Here is a 20,648-nt window from a genome sequence, read left to right on the forward strand (position 1 = left end):
CGGCGGGTCCTGTTTCTTTCCTGGCGATTCTTCGATGGCGGTTTCCCAACATATCTGGCATTGCGGCGCGGGCCTGCCCGGCGACGTGCTGATTGCCGACCTGCGCGCCTACCGCTTCGAGGCCCACTTTCACGACGCCTGGTCCATTGGCGCCATCGCCCAGGGGCGCTGTACCTTCACCGTGCGCGGCGCTGCCTTCGAGGCGGGCGAGGGCGACCTGGTGGTGATCGCGCCCGGGCAGGTGCATACCGGCGGCACTTCGGCGGGCCTGCTGGCGTACCGCATGGCGTATATCGAGCCGGCCTGGTTTCGGGACCATGCGTGGGCGTTGCGTGAGAACGGCCTGACGTTGCCGGGGCCGGTCATCCGCGGCGCGGCGCTGTGCGATCAATGGCTGGCGGCGCTGGCGCCGGACGACACCGGCGCCGCCGTGCGCCGCGGCCGTTTGTCGGCGGCGTTGTTCGCGTTGCTGGCCGCGCATGGGCAGCCGGTGGGCGAGGCGATGGACGGGGGCAAGGCAACGGGTTCGACCGAGCCGGATGTCTGTGCGCTGCTGTTCGAACGCATGCGGTCCGATCCGGCCTGTGCACCGGACCTGGAGGCGCTGGCGCGGGCCGAAGGCAAGCACCGCAGCACGCTGGTCAAGCAGTTCGCGCGGCGCTACGGCCTGCCCCCGCAAGCCTGGCTGCGCAATTGGCGGGTGGCGCGCGCCCGTGCGCTGCTGCGTGGCGGCCTGCCCTTGGCGCAGGCCGCGGCGGCGGTCGGGTTCGCCGACCAGGCCCATCTGACGCGGGTATTCAAGCAGGTCTACGGCAGTCCGCCGGGGATGATGAACCGGTCGGCCGCCCGCGCAATGGGGCTATAGACATTCCTATAAATCATGTGATGAGCAACGAATAATCGGTTGAATCGGGTATTTTCTCCGGATTTAATCGAGTTGTTCGCCAGGTTTCTTTGCTTGATCGATTGATAGAAAGGAATGTGAAAATGGAAGCTCAACGCATCACCTTGCGCGCCGCGGACGGGGTGGCGCTGGGGGGCTATATGTGGCGCCATGCGGATGCGGCCGCAAGCGGCGCCGATCCAGAGGCGGCCTGGTTTGACGCCATCCGGCCTGATGGGGATCGGCCTGATGACGCTGAACCTGGGGTAGCCCGGCGGCCTGTCGTCGTCATCAACGCGGCCACTTCCGTGCGCTGCCGCTACTACGCGCGCTTTGCGGCCTACCTGTACCAGCATGGCTTTGACGTCGTCACCTACGACTACCGCGGCATCGGCGAGTCGCGTCCGGACTCCTTGCGCGGCTTCCAGGCCTCGTGGATGGATTGGGGCGAGCAGGACTTCGAAGCAGTTCTGCGCTTTGTCGCGGCGCATTTTCCAGGGCAGCCCGTGGACGTGGTGGCGCACAGCATCGGCGGCTTCGTCACGGGCCTGGCACCGTCCGCGCAGGGGCTGCGCCGCATCTTCACCATGGGTGCGCAGTACGCCTACTGGCGCGATTACGCCGCAGGGCATCGCCTGCGCATGCTGGCCAAATGGCACGTGGCCATGCCGCTGCTGGCCGCCAGCCTGGGCTACTTCCCGGGACGCCGGCTGGGCTGGCTGGAAGACACGCCGCGTGGCGTGGTACGGGACTGGAGCTTCATGGGCCCGCGCTTCGAGACGCGCGGCGGGCCGGCGGGCGCGCGCCGCGTGGCCGCGATGGCGGCGGTCACGGCGCCCATCCTGGCGTTGAGCGTGACCGACGACGAATTCGGCACCGAGGCCGCCATCGGCCGGCTGCTCGGCTACTTCACGGGCAGCGCCCGCACCCATCTGCGGCTGGCCCCGGCCTCGCTGGGGCTGGACGGCATCGGCCATTTCGCCTTCTTCCACGAACGTTTCCGCGACTCGCTCTGGCCCATCGCGTTGGGCTGGCTTACGCGGGGCGAGCGTCGTCTGGCGGGGGCGACCCCCATACGTTGCGACTGCGTGGCGTCTCTAACCGGTAGTCCGAGTATTTCCGCGTGAAGAACTCGGCGCCCAGGGCCTGGGCAGCCTGCAGCGGGTGGCGCGGGTCTGCCGCGATCTCGCCGCGGGTGTTGCCCGACCCGTGCACGCAGCCGACGAAGTCCGCGTGCGTGTAGCGGGCAAATTCCTGCAACTGGTGCACCACGCCCAGCACCGCGCCGGGATAGGTTTCTTCCGACGCCACCGCCAGGCCCAGGCGCTTGCCGGCCATGGCCGCCTTGACCCGCTCGGGCTCCGGACCCGTGCCGGCATAGTGCGTGAACGAACGATCAAAGAACGCCTTGGTCTGGGCCGACATGCCATACCAGTACAGCGGCGTGCAGAACAACACGCCGTCGGCGGGCAGGTAGTGGTCCAGGAACAATTCGGCATAGCGGTCATCGGGCGCCGACGCGTGGCGCAGGTCCGGTAGAAAACCCTTGATGTAGTCGTCCAGGAACAGCAGCGTGGCCGACGTGCCCGCCGCTTGCGCGCCGCGTCGGGCGGCGGCGCCCAGGGCGGCGCTGTTGCCGTCCCGGCGCGGGCTGCCCGCCAGGATCAACAACTTCAACTGATGATTTGAATTCATGTTCAAGGCCTCGAATGAAGGAAGGGCGGGCGGGCCGGAAAGGACACCCTCGCCGATTTCAAAATGTAGGCACCCGCCCGGGCCGCGACAAACGAGCATTTCTCGCCTACGATGAATTGAATTCATCCACGAGGGCCTCCTCATGTTCGCCTCGTTGCCCGTCACGGCGCTGCGCACGTTCGAAGCCGCCGCGCGGCTGCGCAGCTTCAAGCTGGCCGCAGCCGAGCTGTCCGTCACGCCCACGGCGGTGTCGCACCAGATCAAGGCGCTGGAGCGCCATGCGGGGGTGGCGCTGTTCGACCGCGTGCCGCAGGGCGTGCGACTGACCGACAGCGGCGCGCGCCTGTTCGCCAGCGCGCACGGCGCCTTGCTCGATATTGCGCAGACGCTTGACGCCCTGCGGCCGGCCAGCGCGGCGGGGGCGCTGACGCTGTCCACCACCCATTCCTTCGCGGCGTTGTGGCTGGTGCCGCGGCTGGGGCGCTTCTACCAGGCGTATCCGCAATACCAATTGCGCCTGTCGGCCCAGGCCGAAACCATCGACCTGCTGCAGGATGCCAGCGTCGACGTAGCGATCCGCTACAGCAGCCGGCGCTATCCGGCGCTGCACGCGGCCTGCGCATTGCAGGAATGGTTTGGCGTCTATGGCGCGCCGGCCGTGGTGGCGCAGGCGCAGCGCGCAGGCCGAACCCGGCCCGCGCTGGTGACCGTGCGCTGGCGTGATTCCGCGCTGTATGAAGACGGCTGGCAGCAATGGTGCGCGGCGGCCGGGTTGCCGGCGTGGCGCAAGCCGGCAGCGGTACACGCTTATGAGGAAGAGCACTACGCGCTACAGGCCGCCATTGCAGGGCAGGGGCTGGTGCTGGCCAGCTCGGTGATGGTGTCCGACAGCGTCAAGGCCGGCACGCTGGTGCCGTTGCGGCCCCTGGTCAGCGTGCCGGGGGCCGCCTACACCGCCCTGTGCGCGCCGGGGCGGGAACGGCATCCGCCGGTCAAGGCGTTCCTGGCATGGTTGCGGCAGGAATTCAAGGGCTAAGGTCCGGAGGGCAGATCTCGCGCCGACGCTCCAAGAGCGCGTGCATGTGTGGCCCGGGCAGGTCGGTATGGGTGGTCGTCGCTCAAGCCCGCGCCGTTCGTGGCAGCAGCGGCAGCGCCGCCAGCATCAACCCGCCTGCCACCCCCCACGCCAGCGGCCAGGACGCCGCCGCCACCAGGTGCGGCAGCGCCAGCGGCGTCAGGAACAGCCCCAGATAGACGCACGTATTGGCCAGCCCCAGCGCGGTGCCGGCGCGCTGCGCGCCGGCCAGCGTAGCCAGTTCGGTATAGGCCACGCCATGCCAGGCCGATACGCAGATGCCCGCCACCGCCAGCAGCGCGGCCACCGCCGCCACGGCGGCGGGATCGGTCGCCGTGTCGCGCACGGCCCACGCCACGCCGGCCAACGCGGCGAACAACGTGAAGCCCAGCCAGACGCAGCCGCGCAGGTAGGCGCGGCGGTTGCCGCGGCGGTCGGTCCAGCGGCCGCTGGCGATGCGCGCCACCATCGCACCCACCTGCACCGCCACCATCACCGCGGTCAGCGTGGCGATGCCGGCGCCGCTGTAGTCGTGCAGGAATACCGTGGCGAACGTCAGCACCGCGAATTGCGGGCTGCACAACAGGCCGATGGCCAGCGCGGCCCGCCAGACACGGGCATCGCGCAGCGGGCTGGAGGGCACCGGGTGGGCGGCAGAGGACGCGTTGGACGATATGGCTTGGACGCGGGCCGCGCCAGCAGGAGGGGCACCGTTGAACGTCCGGCCAGCATTCGCGGCGCGAGCTGGTTTGGCCGGTGCCCGATCCGGTTCGCGCAGCCATCCCAGCGTCAATAGCGCAGCCCCCGCGCACAGCCCGCCCAGCAGCCCGAACACCGCCGCAAAGCCGACCTGCGAGGCCAGCCACGGCAGCACCAGTGCGCCCAGCCCGCCGCCCAGCGGCACGGCGGTCTGGCGGATGCTCATGGCCAGGCCGCGCTCGCCCTCGTCGAACCACGCCATCACCGCGCGGCCGCTGGCGCCGTTGACGCTGCCGCCCATCACGCCCACCAGCAGCAGGCCCAGCGCCAGCAGCCACAAAGCCGGCGCGGCGCCGTGCACGGGGGCGGCAAACACGCTCATCCAGGCCAGCGCCGCCGCCGTGGCGCCCAGGCCGCCCAGCAGCACGGGCCGGTCGCCCCAGCGGTCGGCCAGCATGCCCCAAGGCAGTTCGAGCAGCGCCACGCCCAGCCCCATCAGGCCAAGCGCCAGGCCCAACTGGTCGTTGTCCAGGCGATAGCCCGAGCGCATGAAGACCGCCGTGGCGGGCAGCCCGGCCGCGGCGGCCGAAAACGCCGCATTGGCGGCCACGCCCACCGCCAACACCTTCCAGCGATGGGCAGGGCGAAGGGGGGACGAGGCGGGCAGGGTGGCCGAGGCGGACAGGGTGGACAGGGACATGGCGCGTTCCAGGCAGGATTGACGCGTCTGAGTCTGCGCTCGTAAGATGGTTCTGAAAATCAGGAAATTTTCAACTGAAGGTTTTGAAAAACAGGACGATCATGCGATCGATCACGTTTGACCTGGACGTGCTGCGCAGCTTCGTGGCCGGCGTCGAACTGGGCAGCTTCGGCCGTGCGGCCGACCGGCTCGGGCGATCCACGTCCGCCGTCAGCGCACAGCTCAAAAAGCTGGAAGACCAGGCCGGGGTGCCGCTGCTGCGCAAGGCCGGCCGCGGCCTGGCGCTGACCGACGCGGGCGAGACCATGCTGGCCTACGCGCGCCGGCTGCTCGAATTGAACGACCAGGCCGCCGTGGCGGTGCGCGGCGCGCAGTTGCAGGGCCAGGTGCGCCTGGGCCTGCAAGAGGACTTCGGTGAAATCCTGCTGCCGCAGGTACTGGGCCAGTTTGCGCGCGCGCACCCGCAGGTCCGCATCGAAGCGCGCGTGGCGCGCAATGCCGACCTGCTCGAACGTATCGCCGCAGGCGAACTGGATCTGGCGTTGGCGTGGGATGTCGATGCGTCGCAGCCGCACGCAACGCGGTTGGCGGAACTGCCGATGTGCTGGATCGGGCCGGGCGCGTCTCGCCTGGCCTGGGCAGGCGCCGGCAGCGCCTTGCCCCTGGTGGCTTTCGAGGCGCCATGCCTTTTTCGCAGCCGCGCCACCGACGCGCTGGACCGCGCCGGCATCGCCTGGACGTCGGCCTTCATCAGCCCCAGCCTGGCGGGCCTGTGGGCGGCGGTCAGCGCCGGCCTGGGGCTGATGGTGCGCACGCCGCTTGGCCTGCCCGCCGGCCTGCGCGTGCTGGCGCCGGGCGAACTGGGCCTGCCGCCGTTGCCCAGTCTCACGCTGTCGCTGTACGGCGCTCAGCGTCAACCCGGCCCTGTCGCCGCGGCCCTGGCGGACATCGTGCGCCAATGCGTGCGCGACAGCGTCGCCGCCTTGCCCGCCACGCCCGGCCTACCGGCCAGCAATGTCCCGTCCGCACCCCAGCCACGGGCCCTCTCGGCCTGACTGGCCGCTACGCCATCACGGAGGCACGACGCCTTGAACCGATTCCACGAAATGAGCGTGTTCCTGGCGGTGGCCGAAGCCCGCAGCTTTGCCGCCGCCGCCCGCCGCCTGGCCATGTCGGCCCCCGCCGTCACCCGCAGTGTTTCCGCGCTGGAACGCCGGCTGGGCGCCCTGCTGCTGGTGCGCACCACCCGCAGCCTGCGCCTGACCGAAGCCGGCGAGCGCTACGCCCAGGACTGCCGTCGCATTCTCGAAGACGTCGACCAGGCCGACGATGCGGCCGCCGGCGCCATGGCCGCGCCGCGCGGGTCATTGCACATCACCGCGCCATCCCTGTTTGGCGAACTGCACGTCATGCCCGCGGTGCTGGGCTATCTGCGCGAGCATCGCGAGGTCTCGGTGCGTGCCTTGCTGGTGGACCGCGTGGTGAACCTGATGGACGAAGGCGTGGACGTAGCCGTGCGCATCGGCGCGCTGCCCGACTCGTCGCTGACGGCCATTGCGGTGGGGCACGTGCGGCGCGTCGTCTGCGCCTCGCCCGCTTTCCTGCAGCGTTTCGGCGCGCCGGACACGCCCGACGCGCTGGCGCAGTTCTGCACCATCACGGCCGCCATGGAAGGCCGCGGGCCGCAATGGCGCTTCCTGCAGGACGGCCAGCCGCGGCGCCTGCCGATGGCCTCGCAACTGACGGTCACCTCGTTCCAGGGGGCGATCAAGGCAGCCTGCGAAGACTGGGGCCTGACGCAGGTCGTGTCCTATCAAGTGGCCCGTCACCTGGCCAGCGGCGCACTGCAAGTGGTGCTGCGCGACTACGAACTGCCGCCGATACCGGTACACGTCGTCTACCCCGAAGGCCGCAAAAGCTCGGCCAAGGTCCGCAGCTTCGTCGATTTCTGCGTCGACGCGTTGCGGCAAGACCTGGCGGCGCTGCCGGGGTGAACGTACGGCAGGTCTGTCGGTCCAGGAGGTCATTTCTGGCAGTGTGTACTATACACATCAAGGTGTGTATAGTACGCATATGGACAGCAGAGAACTTACCAACATGCTGCTGCAGTCCGGATGGAAGCTGAATAGAGTAAAGGGCTCGCATCACATCTATTACCACCCGGACCGCCCCGGACACCTGGTTGTCCCCCACCCCAAAAAGGAGCTAGGTAAAGGCCTCGTGCACCAGATACTGACAAAAGCAGGTTTGAAATAGAGAGCAGGCCCTTGGCTGCAAGCCGGGGCCTCTCGACGTACAAGAAGGAATACCGTAATGAAATACCCCATCGCAATCGAACCCGGAAGCGATGCTCAGAGCTGGAGCGTAGTGGTTCCTGATCTCCCCGGTTGCTATTCAGCGGCGGATGACGGGATCGATCAGGCAATTGATAACGCCAAAGAGGCCATAGAGCTTTGGATTGAGGCCGCCATTGATTCTGGCGAGACCGTTCCCGCACCCACCAGCATTGCAACCCACCAAAGTGATCCTGCATTCAAGGGCTGGGTCTGGGCAATTGTCGATGTGGATCCCGCCGTCATGGATGAGTCCGTCGAGCGCGTGAATATCACTTTGCCTCGGCGCATTCTGAAACGCCTGGATGATCGAGCACGAGCGGCTGGAGAAAGCAGAAGCGGCTTTATCGCCCACATGGCATTGATTTGTTGAAAGCACAGTCTGTGGACTCTGCTGCCGCGCCTTGTCGGATTGCAGACAAGGCGCGCTTCAGCGCCGCAAGTGCGCAGTGGCATAGGGCCGAATATCGCCTTTTTTCGCAATAGTGTCTTGCGCCCGCTGGCGGTTCTCTGGCGGGCCGGGCCGGTTCAAGATGGAAGCCTGTTTCCATTCTTGAGATTGCGCCATGTCCTCCGCTTCCCTGACGTTCTACAGCTTTCCCCTGTCCGGCCACGCCCACCGCGTTGCGCTGATGCTGTCCCTGTTGCAGGTGCCGCACCGCGTGGTCGAGGTGGACTTGCGCAGTGGCGCGCAGAAGCAGCCTGACTTCCTGACGCTGAATGCGTTCGGCCAGGTGCCGGTCATCGACGACGATGGCGTGGTGGTGGCGGATTCGACCGCCATCCTGGTGTACCTGTGCAAGCGCTACAACGGCCAGGCCTGGCTGCCCGAAGACGCCGTGGGCGCGGCCGCAGTGCAGCGCTGGCTGTCGGCGGCATCCGGTCCGTTGGCCGGCGGCCCGGCCGCGGCGCGGCTGGTCACCGTGTTCGGCGCGCCCTATGACGTGCCGGCCACGCTGACGCGCGCCCACGCGCTGCTGGCCGTGATGGAACACGAACTGGCCGCCACCGGCTACCTGGCGGGCGCCACGCCCACCATTGCCGATGTGGCCTGCTATGCCTATGTGGCGCATGCGCCCGAAGGCAATGTGTCGCTGGCGGCGTATCCGCAGGTGCGCGCCTGGCTGGCGCGGATCGAGGCCTTGCCGGGCTTCGTGCCGATGGTGACCACGCCCGTCGGGCTGCTGGCAGCCTGATGCCGCGGCCAAGCGTGTGACACCGCCAAGGAACCCACCATGAACGCCACCGTCACAGACCCGGCCCCCGCCGCGCCCTGGCATGCCGGCGAACGCCAATTGCAGGCCCACATCGGCATGGCCGAGCGCATGGCGCAGGTCGGCGCCAAGGTGATTCGCGACTACATGCCCGACCAGCACCGGACCTTCTTCGAGCAGTTGCCCTTCGTGGTGGCCGGCGCGGTCGACGCGCAGGGCGATCCGTGGGCCGGCGTGCTGGAGGGCGAGCCGGGCTTTCTGCGTTCGCCGGACCCGACGACGCTGCGCGTGGCGGCCGTGCCCGACGCCGATGATCCGCTGTCCGCGGGCCTGGGGGCAGGGCAGGCCATCGCCTTGCTGGGCATCGAGCTGCACTCGCGCCGCCGCAACCGCATGAACGGACAGATCAGTGCCTGGGACGGCAAGCGCTTCGATATTTCGGTGGGCGAGTCCTTCGGCAACTGCCCACAATACATCCAGGCGCGCGAATTCTTTTTCTCGCGTTCGCCCGCGCTACGCTTTCCCGGCGCGGGGCATGAGCGTGCCGCATTGAACGAGGCCGACCGCGCGCTCATCGCGCAAGCCGACACCCTGTTCGTTACCAGTTACGCCGACACCGAGCCCGCCGGGCGCCGCGTCGATGTGTCCCATCGCGGCGGCAAGCCGGGCTTCGTGCGGGTCGATGGCAATACGCTGACAGTTCCGGATTTCTCTGGCAACCGCTTCTTCAACACGCTGGGCAACCTGGTGATCAATCCGCGCGCCGGCCTGCTGTTCATCGACTTCGAACGCGGCGACGTGCTGCAGCTGTCGGGCCGCGCCGAAGTGGTGCTGGACAGCCCGGAGATCGCTGCCTTCGAAGGCGCGGAGCGCCTGTGGCGGGTGCATGTGCAGCGGGTGCGCGCTCGGCCCGGGGCGTTGGCCCTGCGCTGGCGCTTCAACAGCTATTCGCCGACCGCCCTGGCGACGGGACACTGGCCGGGCGCGGTATCGGCGTAGCCGAGTGTGCATTGCACCCGCATTGCATCCAGGCGATCAGCTGTCGACCTTCTGCACCAGCGTGTCGTCCGGCCCCAGCAAGCGGCCATCCTGGGCGCGGATTTCCAGCCGCTTGACGGGCTGGCCGCGCTTGCGGTCGATCAGTTGGGAATGGGCTTCGGCGGGGCCGTAGTAGTGGTCTTCGCCCCATTGGCGCAGGCCGACGATGACGGGAAACAGTGCCTGGCCTTTTTCCGTCAGCACGTATTCCTGGTAGGCGCTGCCGTCCGAGGCCGGCACCGTGGCCAGGATGCCGTGCGCGGCCAGCGTGCGCAGGCGGTCGCTGAGGATGTTCTTGGCCACGCCCAGGCTTTTCTGGAATTCGCCAAAACGCCGCAGGCCGTCGAACGCATCGCGCACGATCAACAGCGACCACCAGTCGCCAATGGCGTCGAGCGAGCGCGCCACCGGACAGGAAGCGCCTTCAAGGCTGGTGCGTTTGACCATGTCGTGCGGACCTTTGCCGGCCGATGCGGCACTGGGGAAGGGCGGGCGGCCCTTCGGTTGGACGTCAACGTAAATCGCGAATTTGTAGTTGCATTATAAAACCTTAAGGCCTAGCATTCTGGTTTTGTTATGAAACCAATTGAGGCCACCATGCCAGAACGATCCGACCCCCCGTCCGCCGCCCGCCTGCCCACCGCTCTGGTGCTGCTCCTGGCCGTGGCCTGTGCCCTGAGCGTGGCCAACGTGTATTACGCCCAGCCCTTGCTGGACGCCATGGGCCGTGAATTCGGCCTGGATGAAGGGGCGGTGGGCATCGTGGTCACCGCCACGCAGGTGGGCTGCGCCCTTGCGCTGCTGCTGGTGGTGCCGTTGGGCGATCTGCTGGACCGGCGCCGCCTGATGCTCGGGCAACTGGGCCTGCTGGTGCTGGCGCTGGCGGCGGTGGCCGGGGCGACGAATTCCCCTTGGCTATTGGCCGGCATGCTGGCGCTGGGCCTGCTCGGCACGGCCATGACGCAGGGCCTGCTGGCGCTGTCGGCCGCCCTGGCGGCACCGGCCGAACGGGGCCGAGTGGTCGGGGCGGCGCAGGGTGGGGTGGTGATCGGCCTGCTGCTGGCGCGCACGCTGGCCGGCGCCGTTGCCGACCTGTGGGGGTGGCGCGCCGTGTACCTGGTGTCCGCCGTGTTGGCCGCCGCGTTGGCGCTGGTGCTGGCGCGCTGGCTGCCGCGCCGTGAATTGCCGGCAGCCGGCCTGCGCTACGGCGCGCTGTTGCGCTCGCTGTTCACGCTGCTGGCCACCGAGCGCGTGCTGCAGGTGCGCGGCGTGATCGCGCTGCTGATGTTCGCCAGCTTCAGCGCTTTCTGGACCGCGCTGGTGCTGCCCCTGAGCGCGCCGCCGCATTCCCTGACGCATACCGCCGTGGGCGCCTTCGGGCTGGTGGGCGTGGCCGGCGTGCTGGTGGCGGCACGCGCCGGGCGCCTGGCCGACCGTGGCCTGGGCCAGCGCACGACCGGGGCGGGGCTGGCGCTGCTCTGCCTGGCCTGGATACCCATTGCGTTCCTGGACCAGAGCCTGTGGGCGCTGGCGCTGGGCGTGCTGCTGCTGGACATTGCCGCGCAGGCCTTGCACGTCACCAACCAGACCATGATCTTCAGCATCGGGGCGCAGGCGCACAGCCGGTTGGTGGGCGGCTACATGATGTTCTATGCGGTGGGCAGCGGCCTGGGGTCGATTGCGTCAACCTACGTCTATGCGCACGCCGGCTGGCTGGGCGTATGCGTTCTGGGCGCAGGCCTGGGCCTGGTGGCCGCCGTGTTCTGGGCCGTGACCTTGCCGCGCAAGGCGGCCCAGCCGGCGGCCTGCGCGACCTCTCGCGGGTGAATCGCGCTTTATTCGGGCTTGCGTCGCACGTCAGTCGCGCTTGAATCACGCAGGCGGCGAGCGGGCCGGCCGGTGCCGGCGCCGCCGCCGTTCAGTGGTGTTCCAGCGTATGCGCAATGGCCGCCACTTGCCGCGCAAACGCCGGGTCGGCGCGGTCGCGCGGGCGGGGCAGGTCGATGGCGTAGTTGCCGGCGATGTTGGCCGGGCGGCCGCCCAGCACCACGATCTTGTCGGCCAGGAACACGGCTTCTTCGATGTCGTGCGTCACGAACAGCACGGCCGCGCCCGACGCCTGCCACACCCGAATCAGCTCTTGCTGCAGGTTGCGGCGGGTAATGGCGTCGACCGCGCTGAAGGGTTCGTCCATCAGCAGCAGGTCGGGCTTGACCGCCAGCGCGCGGGCGATGCCCACGCGTTGCGCCTGGCCGCCGGACAGCTGGTGCGGCCAGCGGCGGCCGTAGTCGGCCAGGCCGGTCAGTTGCAGTGCCGCGTCGACCCGGCGCTGGCGTTCCGCGCGATCCAGGCCTAGCCCTTCCAGCCCATAGCCGACATTGCCGCCCACGGTGCGCCAGGGCATCAGGCGGCTGTCCTGGAACACCACCGCGCGGCTGCGGCGTCCGGGCCGCGCCGGCGCCTGAAAGCGCACCTCGCCCGCAGCGGGTTCGGCCAGCCCGGCCGCGGCGCGCAGCAGCGTCGACTTGCCCACGCCCGATCCGCCCACCACCGCCACGAAGCTGCCGGCCTCGATATCCAGCGACAGGCCCTGGATGACGGGTGCGGCGGCGCCGGGGTGCTGGTAGGACAGCTTGGAAAACTCGATTACGGACGCCATTGCAGCACCTTGCCTTCGACAGCGGAAAACGCCAGGTCGCAGATCGTGTAGACCAGCGAGATGATCAGCATGTACACCACCACCGCGTCGTAGGCGCCCACGCCCGCGGCGGCGTTCATTTCCTGGCCCATGCCGGGCACGCCCAGCAGTTCGGCGGCGATCAACGTCATCCAGGCCTGGCCGATGCCGGTGCGCACGCCCGACAGCGCGCCGGGGGCAATGGCGGGCAGCGTCACGGTCAGCGCGCGCGCCACGTAACCGCCGTGGCCGAAGGCGCGCGCCAGTTCATAGAAGCGCGGGTCCACGTTGCGCACCGCGCTGTAGGTCGCGAAGTAGTTCACCCAGAACACGCCGATGGCGATCACGAACGCGGCCCCGGCATGGCTGACCTTGAACCAGGCGATGGCGAACACCACCCAGGCCAGTGGCGGAATCGGCCGCAGGATGCGCGCCAGGTAGGCCTGCATCAGATCAAAGCGCGGCAACGTCGCGGCGGCCAGGCCGACGGCAAAGCCCAGCGCCGTGCCGGCCGCCAGGCCCCAGAAATAATGCACCAGGCTTGAACCGATGGCGGGCAGCAAGCGGCCCGACTGCCATTCCTGCATCAGCGTGGCGGGCAGCGCGAACGGGTCGGGCAGGGTGCCCGGGGGCGCCCACTGCCAGATCAGCGCGGCCTTCCAGATGCCGATGAAGATCGCCAGCCCCGCCATGCCGTAGGCGGCGCGGCGGGCGGCGGCGTGCCACGGCGGCGTTTCGCCGCGCGGGCGCGCCGCCGGGGCGGCATAGGCCTGGGCGGTCTGGCTCATGGCTTGGCGGCCTTGTCGAAGAAGCGCGTGTCGAACAATTGCTTCACGTCCACGGGCGGGGCCTCGACCGTGCCCAGGCTGGCCTGGAAGGTCTGCAGCTCGGCAGTGGCGTTGACGATGGCATGCGGGTCCGCCACGAACTGGTCGTGCGAATTGCGGATGGCCTTTTCCACCAGGGCGCGGTCCAGGCGGCCGCCGCCCACGTATTTCTGCACGTGGCCCGCGGCGCGCGCCGGGTCGTTCTTGAGCAGGGCCGTGGCGGACAACTGGGCGTTGACCAACTGCTGCACCACCTCGGGGTGGTCGGCGATCAGCTTGTCGCGCACCAGCAGCACGGCGCCGGGCTGGTTCGGAAACAGCTGCGAGCCGCGCGCCACCACGCGCGAATCCGGCGCACGCGTCAGCACCGTGGTCACGGTGGGCTCCAGAATGGCCGCACCGTCGATGGCGCCCGTCAGCAGCGACTGCTGGATCTGCGCCTCGCCCTGGTAGATCAGGTCCAGGCTGGCCGGATCGGCCTTGATCTGCTTGCGCAGCCAGTATTGCAGCGCGGCTTCGGGCACGGCGCCCTTGGGGTAGCTGGCGATGACGGGCTTTCTGCCCTTGTCCTTGGCAAAGCGCGCAAAGGCGGTGGCCGGATCGCCCGACGCGAAATACGGCGCCAGCGCGCCCAGCGCCACCACGTTCACCTGTTCCACGATGTTGGACGCCACCACCTTGATGCCGGCGCCCTTGGCGCTGGCCACCAGCGCCGGGCCGATGCCGACGTAGGCCACGTCCAGCTGGCCGGCCAAAAGCGCCTGCGTCAGCGCGGGGCCGCTCTGGAACTGCACCAGCTTGGGGGCGGGGGCGCCCTGGGCCTGCAAGGTGCCTTCTTCCAGCGCCACGAACAACTGCGCATCCGGCAGGATCGGCAGGTAGCCGATTTCCAGCGTGGGCGGCGCGGCATGGGCGGGGGCAACGGCGAAAGCGGTGGCGATGAGGGCGGCGGAAAACAGCTTGCGAAGCATGGGGAAGGGTCCTGTACTACGCCTTGATACGGCTGGCGTCTTGCCTGCGGGCAGTGTCCGCTTAATAATTTTAGATATGTTTATTTCTTTTCTTTATTCTTTTTGGTTATATGTTTAGCAGCATGCTCGGACTGGCCAGCCGTCCCAGGGCAACATCGCGTTGGTCGGCAAGCAGCACCTTTCCTGAAAATTGATAGCCCATGCCGCGGCAGGTATGCAGGGGCAGGGGGGGCCCCAGCCTGCCGGCCTTCACCCGCAATCGGCTGACGACCACGTCCAGTTTGCGGTGCGATATCAGGTCGGCAGTCACGTCGCTGTCCTGGCTTGCCCGCAGAAACAGGTAATCCGGCGACGAAAAGAGCCGGGTCAGGAATTCGCGCTCTGCCTGCGTCAGACGCATGATCTGGTTAGCGGGTGTGCGTAGCGACCAACCTTGGTCCGAGAAGATCCAATAGCCCTCCCGGGGTGGAACAGGCAAGGGATCGCCCTGCAGCATGGGTGGTGTCAAAGCGGCATCCGGGAGCGCCCTTGGCCATGGCGGCGCTTCGGATGAAAGCTGCGTGCGCCGATGCAGCGCATGCAGAATGGCGCTCAATTCCGGTCCGCCTACCGGGCTGGACAGACACAGGTCGGCGCCGGCGTGCAGCCCCCGCGCGCGGTCGTCGGCGCCGCCGTGTACCAGAAGGATCACGCCTGCCTGGAACGTGTTGCGCAGCAGTGTGCACAGGGTATAGCCGTCCACGTTGTCGATCGTGCCGGCGTCCAGGACGACGATCGTGTCCTGTTCTTTCGCCAACCACGCGAACAGCTGTCCTACGGTCGTGCAGCAGCGGAAGACGACATCGGTGGCATTCAAGGCTTCCCAGATCCAGAAGCCGCCGATCGCCGGCGCGGTGCCTTCGGCTGTCGGCAGCCCTGGCAACAGGACAACGACGGGTACGCTGACGTGGCGGCTCATGGCAGGCATTCCCTGCCAGGCAGAGATGACGACGGGGCCAATACGACGCAGGGGGTGTGCAGCCCCGGCGGCAGCACCGTTGGACGGCCAACCCCATATCCCTGCATCCAGGGTGCGCCGGCCTGCTCGGCCAGAACCTGGTCCTCGCGTGTTTCTACGCCTTCCAGCACGACCGTCCTCGTGATCGCCGCACATAACTGGACCAGGTGACGCAGGATGGTCCGGCCTTGCCGGCTTTCGCGGGCTCTGAACAGGTAGCCCTTGTCGATTTTGATGATGTCGGGGTGCGCCCGGATCACGAAGTCGGGCGCAATGGCGCCGGTGCCGAAATCGTCGAACGCGATCCGGCAACCCAGCGTCTGCATCAGCTGAATGAATTCCAGGGCCGCCTGCGGATCGTCGATGCGTGACGTCTCGGTGAATTCAAGGGTCAGGCGGCACGCAATGCCCGGCTCCTGACGCAATTGCCGGACGAGGTGAGTCCAGTCGTCATCGATGACCGCACTTTGGGCTGACACGTTGCAACCCAGTTGCAGGTGGGGGTGGACGCGCAGCGTATTGATCGTGGCGTTGACGACGCATCGGTCGAAGCCGCGGATCTGTCCCAATTGCTCCAACGACAGGATCGTGGGGGCAAGCGTGGCCATTTCCCCGTGTGCATCGGGCATGATCGCTCGCGCCAGCCCCTCGTGATACAGGAGAGGTCCCGCCGGCTCGACGGTCGCGACGATGGCCTGGAAGGCAAGCACAACGCCCTGTCGGTGCAGGTCCGCAGACAACCTGGCGGCACAGGCCAGATCGTCTTGTGGCGCAATCCGTTGTCCGTCGCCGGACAGGGGGGCGGCATTGGCAACAAGGGCCGGCGCGGCAGGCGTGCGGCAATCGGGACAGATGAGCATGGGCATGGGCCTTCCAGTGAGAACGATCGAGCCAGTTCCGGGCCTACTGATAATTCATCGTGAATTCGAGGACCGCGTTGGCGCTGCCGGCGGTGACCGCGGATTGGGCCTGGTAGTAGGCAGCGTCGAAGGCGATCTCAAGCGATCCGCCTCTGGCCGGGTCATAGGCCTGCAAGACGTAGCCGGGGTTGCCAAAGCGCATCGGTCCCCCGTCGGCGGGTTGGGTCAGCTTCAGGCCGATGCCTCTGGCCGTGGAGTCGGCGCTGAGCTGGATCACGCCTTGCGCCTGGTTGATGTAACGACTGCCGGGCTCCACAAACTGGATCCCGATGGATCGCATGCCGGCCGGACAATTGTTGATGGCCACCTTGAATCGGACCGGCTTGCTCGTCGACCCCACGCCCTTGAACGTCTGCTTGGGATAGTCACCCATGGGAACGGTTACGTTCGGCGTGGAGCAGGTCAGCACCGTTACCCGCACCGGACTCATGGCGACGAAGCCATGCTGTGCTTCCGGGTTCTTGGCGAGGGTGGTGTTGTTCAGCACCAGGGCCATCTCCATGACGTTCTTGCCGGCGATCATGCCCGGCTGCACCGATGTGGCCGTCTTGACCAGGCCGATCGCCCACTGCAGACCCGCGTTTGCCGTGGGGTTGCCGGCGCCGTTACAGGTGGAATTCGGCCATCCTTCGACGAGACCGCTTTCGGGGGTGTCGACATCCAGCCAGCCAGACGGCGCGCAACCGGTATCGAGGTTTCTGACGGCAACGACCATGCCGATGCCCGGCACGTCGGTGTTGTAGACCGGTGTGTTGTTCAGCGTCTCGCCTCCGACCACGATGTTGACCCTCAGACCAGAACGGGTGAGGTTTACCGATTTTCGGGCGACGCCTGCCGAGTTCCTGGTTGTCGAGTTGGCGCATTGGTACAACGCCGGAAACTGCGCGCCGACCACGGGAGCCAGCAGAATGGTTCCGACCGGGGCGTCCCGTGCGACCGTGATGCCAGCCGGCAAGGTCAAAGTGTAGTTGCCACCGCCTCGGCAAGCCCGCGGCGGATCCGTGAATTGTGCCCACGCTTGCCCGGATACTCCCAAGAGCAGCCCTGCCGCGATGACGCCATGCCTGGCGACCCGTCGAGCCACCTTGAATTTCTGTCCTTTCATCACGATCTTTCCTCTTGTTCGGTCACGCCGCAGCGGGCGTCCAACGTTGTCCATGCCTGCGCCGCGTCCGCCTTGTCCGGCGGAGCAAGCGTGATGGTCAAGCCGCATTGGTCGTCTGCCGCGTCGCCCCACGACAGGCGGTACTCGTGCCTGCCAGATTCGGCCCCGCGTAGCAGCAACTGGCCGAATTGCGCCACGGTGCCGACGGCCTCGCCCGCGCCGTCGGTTGCCCGCGCACCAAACGGCACGGGGCTGCCATCGGCCAGCGTCGCGCGCACCAGCACCGCGCGTCCGCCGCCGACGGTGTCGAATTTCAGCTTCACCACCGCGCCTGCCGTGGGGGCAACGTGCTGTGCGCTTGTCTTCAGTTCGACACTACGCGGCAGGCCCTTGGGATCCAGCTCGATCTCGTTGCTCGCAAACGGCGTCAGGTTGGGCACGACCGCGTGGCCCCACCGGTCCACGCGCAGGCCGCTGGCGTTGACCACACGAGCGCCCGCGGCGTTGTCGGCTTCGATCACCGCCGTCGTGTCGCCCAGAGAGGGCGTCAACACCACCCCCCCGCCATAGGCGACCACGCCACCCGACAGACCTGCGCCCAACTGCGAGAACCCTTGGCCGCCCGACGCATTGGCTCGCAACGTGGCCATCGGCGAGGCATAGGCCATGTTGCCGCCGACGCTGGTGCGTGCGCCGCCCGCGCCGCCACTCGCGCGCATCGCATTCACGCCATACGAAAACGCGTTATCCGTGCCGGCCGATCCGGTCACCGTTTCCTGCACGCTGCTGCGGCCCCTGAAATCGTGTTGGACGCTGGTCGACGTGTAGAGGCGCTGGGTCCCGATGCTGATCGGAATGCCGAGGTTCAGCATGGCCACGTTGTCCCACTTGCCCGGCCCGGCGTCGAACTGGCGAGCCAGGGAAAGGCCCGCGTTCACCCGGCCAAAGCGCGTGCTGTAGCCGGCCTGGAACTGGGTATCCCGTCCCTTGCGGTTCCAGTAATCCTGGCTGGAACCGCTGACGTAGAGGGTTCCAGCCTCGCGCGGCAGTTGTTGGTTGATGGCGACTTGCAGGCGGCCGCGCAACGAGCCGCTTTGCAGGAAACCGTTCTGCGCGATGCCGTTCAGGAAAACCGGCCCCCGGTACGAGGTCTCGCCGTGGCGCAACGCCATCGCGTCGCGCAGGTTCAGGTAGCCGCTGCTGGAGTAACGGTAAGCGGCCACGGTGATATTGGTGTTGGTGGGCGCCACGAGCTTGCTGTATGACAGCCGTACGCTTTGGCCGGCACGCGAACCCAGCCTGCCGAGGTCGGCCTTCGACTGGGTCGCGTCCAGGCCGATCGCACCCCATCCGGTATTGAGCGCCACGCCGGCCAGGCCGGCAGCGTAGCCCTGCGCACCCACCACGCCGCCATAGCCGGTCAGCAGGTTGGTGATGCCATGCTGTAGCGTTGCCTGCGCCACCATCGGTTCGGCGTTGATCTGCGCGTCGCGAAAGCGGCCGACGGTCAGGCCATAACGGGTGATGCCAGGCCGCAATGCGTTGACGGCGGACGCATACGGCACGTTCGACACATGCACGCTACCGTCGGCCTCCGTCACCTCGACATCCAGGTTGCCGCCGTAGCCGGTGGGGTACAGGTCATCGATCGAGAAGGCGCCTGGCGCCACATTGGTTTCGTAGAGCGTGTTGCCGTTCTGGCGGATGCGGACGACGGCGTTGCTGCGCGCGATGCCGGTGACCCGCGGGGCATAGCCGCGTTGTGACTGGGGCAGCATCCGGTCGTCGCTGGACAGTTGCACACCGCGAAAGCCGAAACTGTCGAAAAGGCTGCCGTCGGTGTAGGCATCGCCGATCAGCAATTGGCTGCGCAGCGCCGGGATCGAGCGTTGCAGGTTGGTCTGCATGCTCTGGTAATGCGTGCCATAGCGGGTGGCCGTGGTCAGGCTGCCGCTGTGGCGCAAGCGCCAGGGGCCGAGGTTCAACCCTCCCGTCAACCCGGTATACCCTTGGCTGAAGGTCTGTCCCTGCGAGGTCGACCGATAGAAATTGGCGTTGTACTGGAGCAGGCCGGCGGATACGCCGTCATCCCAATAGCGTGGATCGACATAGCCCTGCGCATTGCGGGCCAGCGACACCTGTGGCACGCTGATGTCCAGGCGCTGCTCGCCGCCGTCAAACGAGGCCGTCGCGTCCGGCACCAGTTGCGAGAGCGTCGTGCATGGGCCAGTCCCGAGCAGCATGGCCGAGGCTTCGGGGGACAGCTTTTGCAGATCGACGCCGATGCGTTCAAGCAATTCACGGTCGAAGCACGGCTGGACATCGCGCGGATCGGCACTGCTCTGCCGTAGCACAATCTGCGCGCGGCCCAGCCAGCGTTCGTTGACATGCAGGTCCGCCCGGTAGTTGCCCGGCGCTGCCGCCTGACCCAGGTTGTACAGGCTCAGGTCGATGGCGGGGCCGTCGCCGCGCAGCAGGAACTGGTCGTTGAACTGCACGGCGGCCACATGGGGCGCGGCGCCGTGGGCGCCCGCGATACAGTCCGCGACTGCCATGGCCACGAGCACCAGCAAATGGCTGGGATGCAGCCGCGGGCGGGAGGACGAAATCGGGTTCTTCCTTCGGGTTTTCATAACAGAAGCCAGGAATTCGGAGTGAGTCCGGCCCTGCCGCGACGATGCAGCATGGGAAAGACAAAAAAGGTCGAAGGCGAGGGGCCGCGCGGCCCGGCTAGCGGCCGCCTTGCTGTAGCGTGGCCTCGCCCGAAATGACGCCGCCGTAGTCGTTCACCGCTTCATATCGGACTTTCCCGACAGGCGAAGCGGCTTTGCCCTTCATGGGCAGCAGGCGGGACTCCCCCGGCGCCAGCATGACGCCGGCCTCTATCTCTGGCGCCCGAGCATCGCCGCCGTCGATGTCGATCGTGAGGAAGGTGACGTGATAAGCGGACGGGTTGCGTGCTTCCAGGTTCTGCGCGCCTGCCTTGTCCACGACCCGCCAGGTGACCTGGCCAGGCGCCTGCTCGGATTGCCCCGGCAGTCTGGCCGGCCGGAAGAACAGCTTGATCCGGGATCGAAAGGCGAACTGCAGCGCGTTCATGTCGGTGGCATTGGCGTCGGGCTTGGGTGGAATTTCCAGCACGTTCAACCAGAAGACCGATTCACGGTCCTGGGGCAGCGGCGCTCCCGTATAGGCAATGCGCAGCGTCTGGCTTTTTCGCGGATCGACCCGCGCGATCGGCGGCGTGACCAGGAAAGGGCCGCCTTCCTCGGAGGGCGTCAGTGCGGGATCGCCCTTATCGGTCCAGACCTGCACCAGGGCGGGGGCCTGGCCTTCGTTGGACAGCTTGAGCGTGACTTCGGATTCCGCGGCAGGATAGATCACGCGGGTGCCGGCAATGACGATCGACGCGTGCGCGTGTCCCATCGCCAGCACGAATGCGGCGGACGCGGCCAGTCGTGCCAGGCGGGCGGTGGTGCAGGAGGTTTTCATGGGCGATGCAGAACAGGGTGGC

The 20,648-nt window shown here is 67.8% G+C and carries 21 protein-coding genes; 10 read left to right on the forward strand and 11 right to left on the reverse strand.

All coding sequences use genetic code 11. The annotated features are described in order from the left end of the window. Positions 1-34 precede the first annotated feature (34 nt). Together U858_RS0101580 and U858_RS0101585 are read left to right on the forward strand one after the other, a co-directional pair. Positions 35-865: an AraC family transcriptional regulator gene (locus U858_RS0101580; RefSeq protein WP_025135439.1), complete on the forward strand. Its 831-nt coding sequence runs from the start codon at positions 35-37 to the stop codon at positions 863-865. Between the two features lie 122 nt (positions 866-987). Beyond that, positions 988-2,010 (forward strand): alpha/beta fold hydrolase, encoded by a 1,023-nt coding sequence (locus U858_RS0101585; RefSeq protein ID WP_025135440.1) that lies wholly within the window; start codon positions 988-990, stop codon positions 2,008-2,010. On the opposite strand, the gene U858_RS0101590 is transcribed toward U858_RS0101585, so the two are convergent. Then, positions 1,919-2,578: a flavodoxin family protein gene (locus U858_RS0101590; protein ID WP_025135441.1), complete on the reverse strand. Its 660-nt coding sequence runs from the start codon at positions 2,576-2,578 to the stop codon at positions 1,919-1,921. The two genes, U858_RS0101585 and U858_RS0101590, sit on opposite strands and share 92 nt — an antisense overlap. Before the next feature lie 142 nt (positions 2,579-2,720). On the opposite strand from U858_RS0101590, the gene U858_RS0101595 reads away from it, so the two are divergent. Further along, a complete protein-coding gene (locus U858_RS0101595) occupies positions 2,721-3,614 on the forward strand; it encodes a LysR substrate-binding domain-containing protein (protein ID WP_025135442.1) in 894 nt (297 codons plus the stop codon). An 82-nt stretch (positions 3,615-3,696) separates the two neighbouring features. On the opposite strand, the gene U858_RS0101600 is transcribed toward U858_RS0101595, so the two are convergent. After that, positions 3,697-5,052 (reverse strand): MFS transporter, encoded by a 1,356-nt coding sequence (locus U858_RS0101600; RefSeq protein ID WP_025135443.1) that lies wholly within the window; start codon positions 5,050-5,052, stop codon positions 3,697-3,699. A 101-nt stretch (positions 5,053-5,153) separates the two neighbouring features. On the opposite strand from U858_RS0101600, the gene U858_RS33530 reads away from it, so the two are divergent. The 6 genes from U858_RS33530 to U858_RS0101625 all read left to right on the forward strand — a co-directional run bounded on the left by U858_RS33530 (position 5,154) and on the right by U858_RS0101625 (position 9,598). Then, entirely contained in the window at positions 5,154-6,107 is a 954-nt protein-coding gene (locus U858_RS33530) for a LysR substrate-binding domain-containing protein (RefSeq protein ID WP_025135444.1), read from the forward strand. Between the two features lie 51 nt (positions 6,108-6,158). Further along, a complete protein-coding gene (locus U858_RS0101610) occupies positions 6,159-7,046 on the forward strand; it encodes a LysR family transcriptional regulator (protein WP_081821518.1) in 888 nt (295 codons plus the stop codon). 103 nt (positions 7,047-7,149) lie between these two features. Then, on the forward strand, positions 7,150-7,308 hold the full coding sequence (locus U858_RS34605; protein ID WP_369797629.1) for a type II toxin-antitoxin system HicA family toxin: 159 nt from the start codon (positions 7,150-7,152) through the stop codon (positions 7,306-7,308). Positions 7,309-7,365: 57 nt separating this feature from the next. Next, positions 7,366-7,758 (forward strand): type II toxin-antitoxin system HicB family antitoxin, encoded by a 393-nt coding sequence (locus tag U858_RS0101615; RefSeq protein ID WP_025135446.1) that lies wholly within the window; start codon positions 7,366-7,368, stop codon positions 7,756-7,758. A gap of 193 nt (positions 7,759-7,951) precedes the next feature. Further along, the gene (locus U858_RS0101620) at positions 7,952-8,581 is read left to right on the forward strand and encodes a glutathione S-transferase family protein (RefSeq protein WP_025135447.1); all 630 of its coding nucleotides are present in this window, start codon (positions 7,952-7,954) and stop codon (positions 8,579-8,581) included. Between the two features lie 39 nt (positions 8,582-8,620). Further along, positions 8,621-9,598 (forward strand): pyridoxamine 5'-phosphate oxidase family protein, encoded by a 978-nt coding sequence (locus U858_RS0101625; protein WP_025135448.1) that lies wholly within the window; start codon positions 8,621-8,623, stop codon positions 9,596-9,598. A gap of 36 nt (positions 9,599-9,634) precedes the next feature. Here U858_RS0101625 and U858_RS0101630 read toward each other — a convergent pair whose 3' ends face one another. Then, a complete protein-coding gene (locus tag U858_RS0101630; RefSeq protein WP_025135449.1) occupies positions 9,635-10,084 on the reverse strand; it encodes a helix-turn-helix domain-containing protein in 450 nt (149 codons plus the stop codon). A gap of 150 nt (positions 10,085-10,234) precedes the next feature. Here U858_RS0101630 and U858_RS0101635 point away from each other — a divergent pair, with 150 nt between their 5' ends. After that, positions 10,235-11,464, forward strand: a complete 1,230-nt coding sequence (locus tag U858_RS0101635; RefSeq protein ID WP_025135450.1) for an MFS transporter — start codon at positions 10,235-10,237, stop codon at positions 11,462-11,464. A 91-nt stretch (positions 11,465-11,555) separates the two neighbouring features. Here U858_RS0101635 and U858_RS0101640 read toward each other — a convergent pair whose 3' ends face one another. The 8 genes from U858_RS0101640 to U858_RS0101675 all read right to left on the reverse strand — a co-directional run bounded on the left by U858_RS0101640 (position 11,556) and on the right by U858_RS0101675 (position 20,626). Then, positions 11,556-12,296, reverse strand: a complete 741-nt coding sequence (locus tag U858_RS0101640; protein ID WP_025135451.1) for an ABC transporter ATP-binding protein — start codon at positions 12,294-12,296, stop codon at positions 11,556-11,558. Then, positions 12,284-13,102, reverse strand: a complete 819-nt coding sequence (locus tag U858_RS0101645) for an ABC transporter permease (protein WP_025135452.1) — start codon at positions 13,100-13,102, stop codon at positions 12,284-12,286. The genes U858_RS0101640 and U858_RS0101645 overlap by 13 nt, the downstream gene beginning before the upstream one ends. Then, a complete protein-coding gene (locus U858_RS0101650) occupies positions 13,099-14,112 on the reverse strand; it encodes an ABC transporter substrate-binding protein (protein ID WP_025135453.1) in 1,014 nt (337 codons plus the stop codon). The genes U858_RS0101645 and U858_RS0101650 overlap by 4 nt, the downstream gene beginning before the upstream one ends. A 106-nt stretch (positions 14,113-14,218) precedes the next feature. After that, positions 14,219-15,070 carry a response regulator transcription factor gene (locus tag U858_RS0101655; protein WP_025135454.1) on the reverse strand — a complete coding sequence of 284 codons (852 nt, stop codon included), beginning with the start codon at positions 15,068-15,070 and terminating at the stop codon, positions 14,219-14,221. After that, positions 15,067-15,975, reverse strand: coding sequence for an EAL domain-containing protein (locus U858_RS0101660; protein ID WP_051593504.1), 909 nt, complete (start codon positions 15,973-15,975; stop codon positions 15,067-15,069). The genes U858_RS0101655 and U858_RS0101660 overlap by 4 nt, the downstream gene beginning before the upstream one ends. Before the next feature lie 37 nt (positions 15,976-16,012). Then, positions 16,013-17,134, reverse strand: a complete 1,122-nt coding sequence (locus U858_RS34610) for a fimbrial protein (protein WP_157838762.1) — start codon at positions 17,132-17,134, stop codon at positions 16,013-16,015. Next, positions 17,134-19,767: a fimbria/pilus outer membrane usher protein gene (locus tag U858_RS0101670; protein WP_025135457.1), complete on the reverse strand. Its 2,634-nt coding sequence runs from the start codon at positions 19,765-19,767 to the stop codon at positions 17,134-17,136. Before U858_RS0101670 ends, U858_RS34610 begins: the two co-directional genes overlap by 1 nt. A 97-nt stretch (positions 19,768-19,864) precedes the next feature. Beyond that, on the reverse strand, positions 19,865-20,626 hold the full coding sequence (locus tag U858_RS0101675; protein ID WP_025135458.1) for a molecular chaperone: 762 nt from the start codon (positions 20,624-20,626) through the stop codon (positions 19,865-19,867). Between the last annotated feature and the right edge of the window lie 22 nt (positions 20,627-20,648).

Origin of the sequence: Achromobacter sp. DH1f (assembly GCF_000633435.1) — a bacterium.
Classification (GTDB): domain Bacteria; phylum Pseudomonadota; class Gammaproteobacteria; order Burkholderiales; family Burkholderiaceae_B; genus Achromobacter; species Achromobacter deleyi.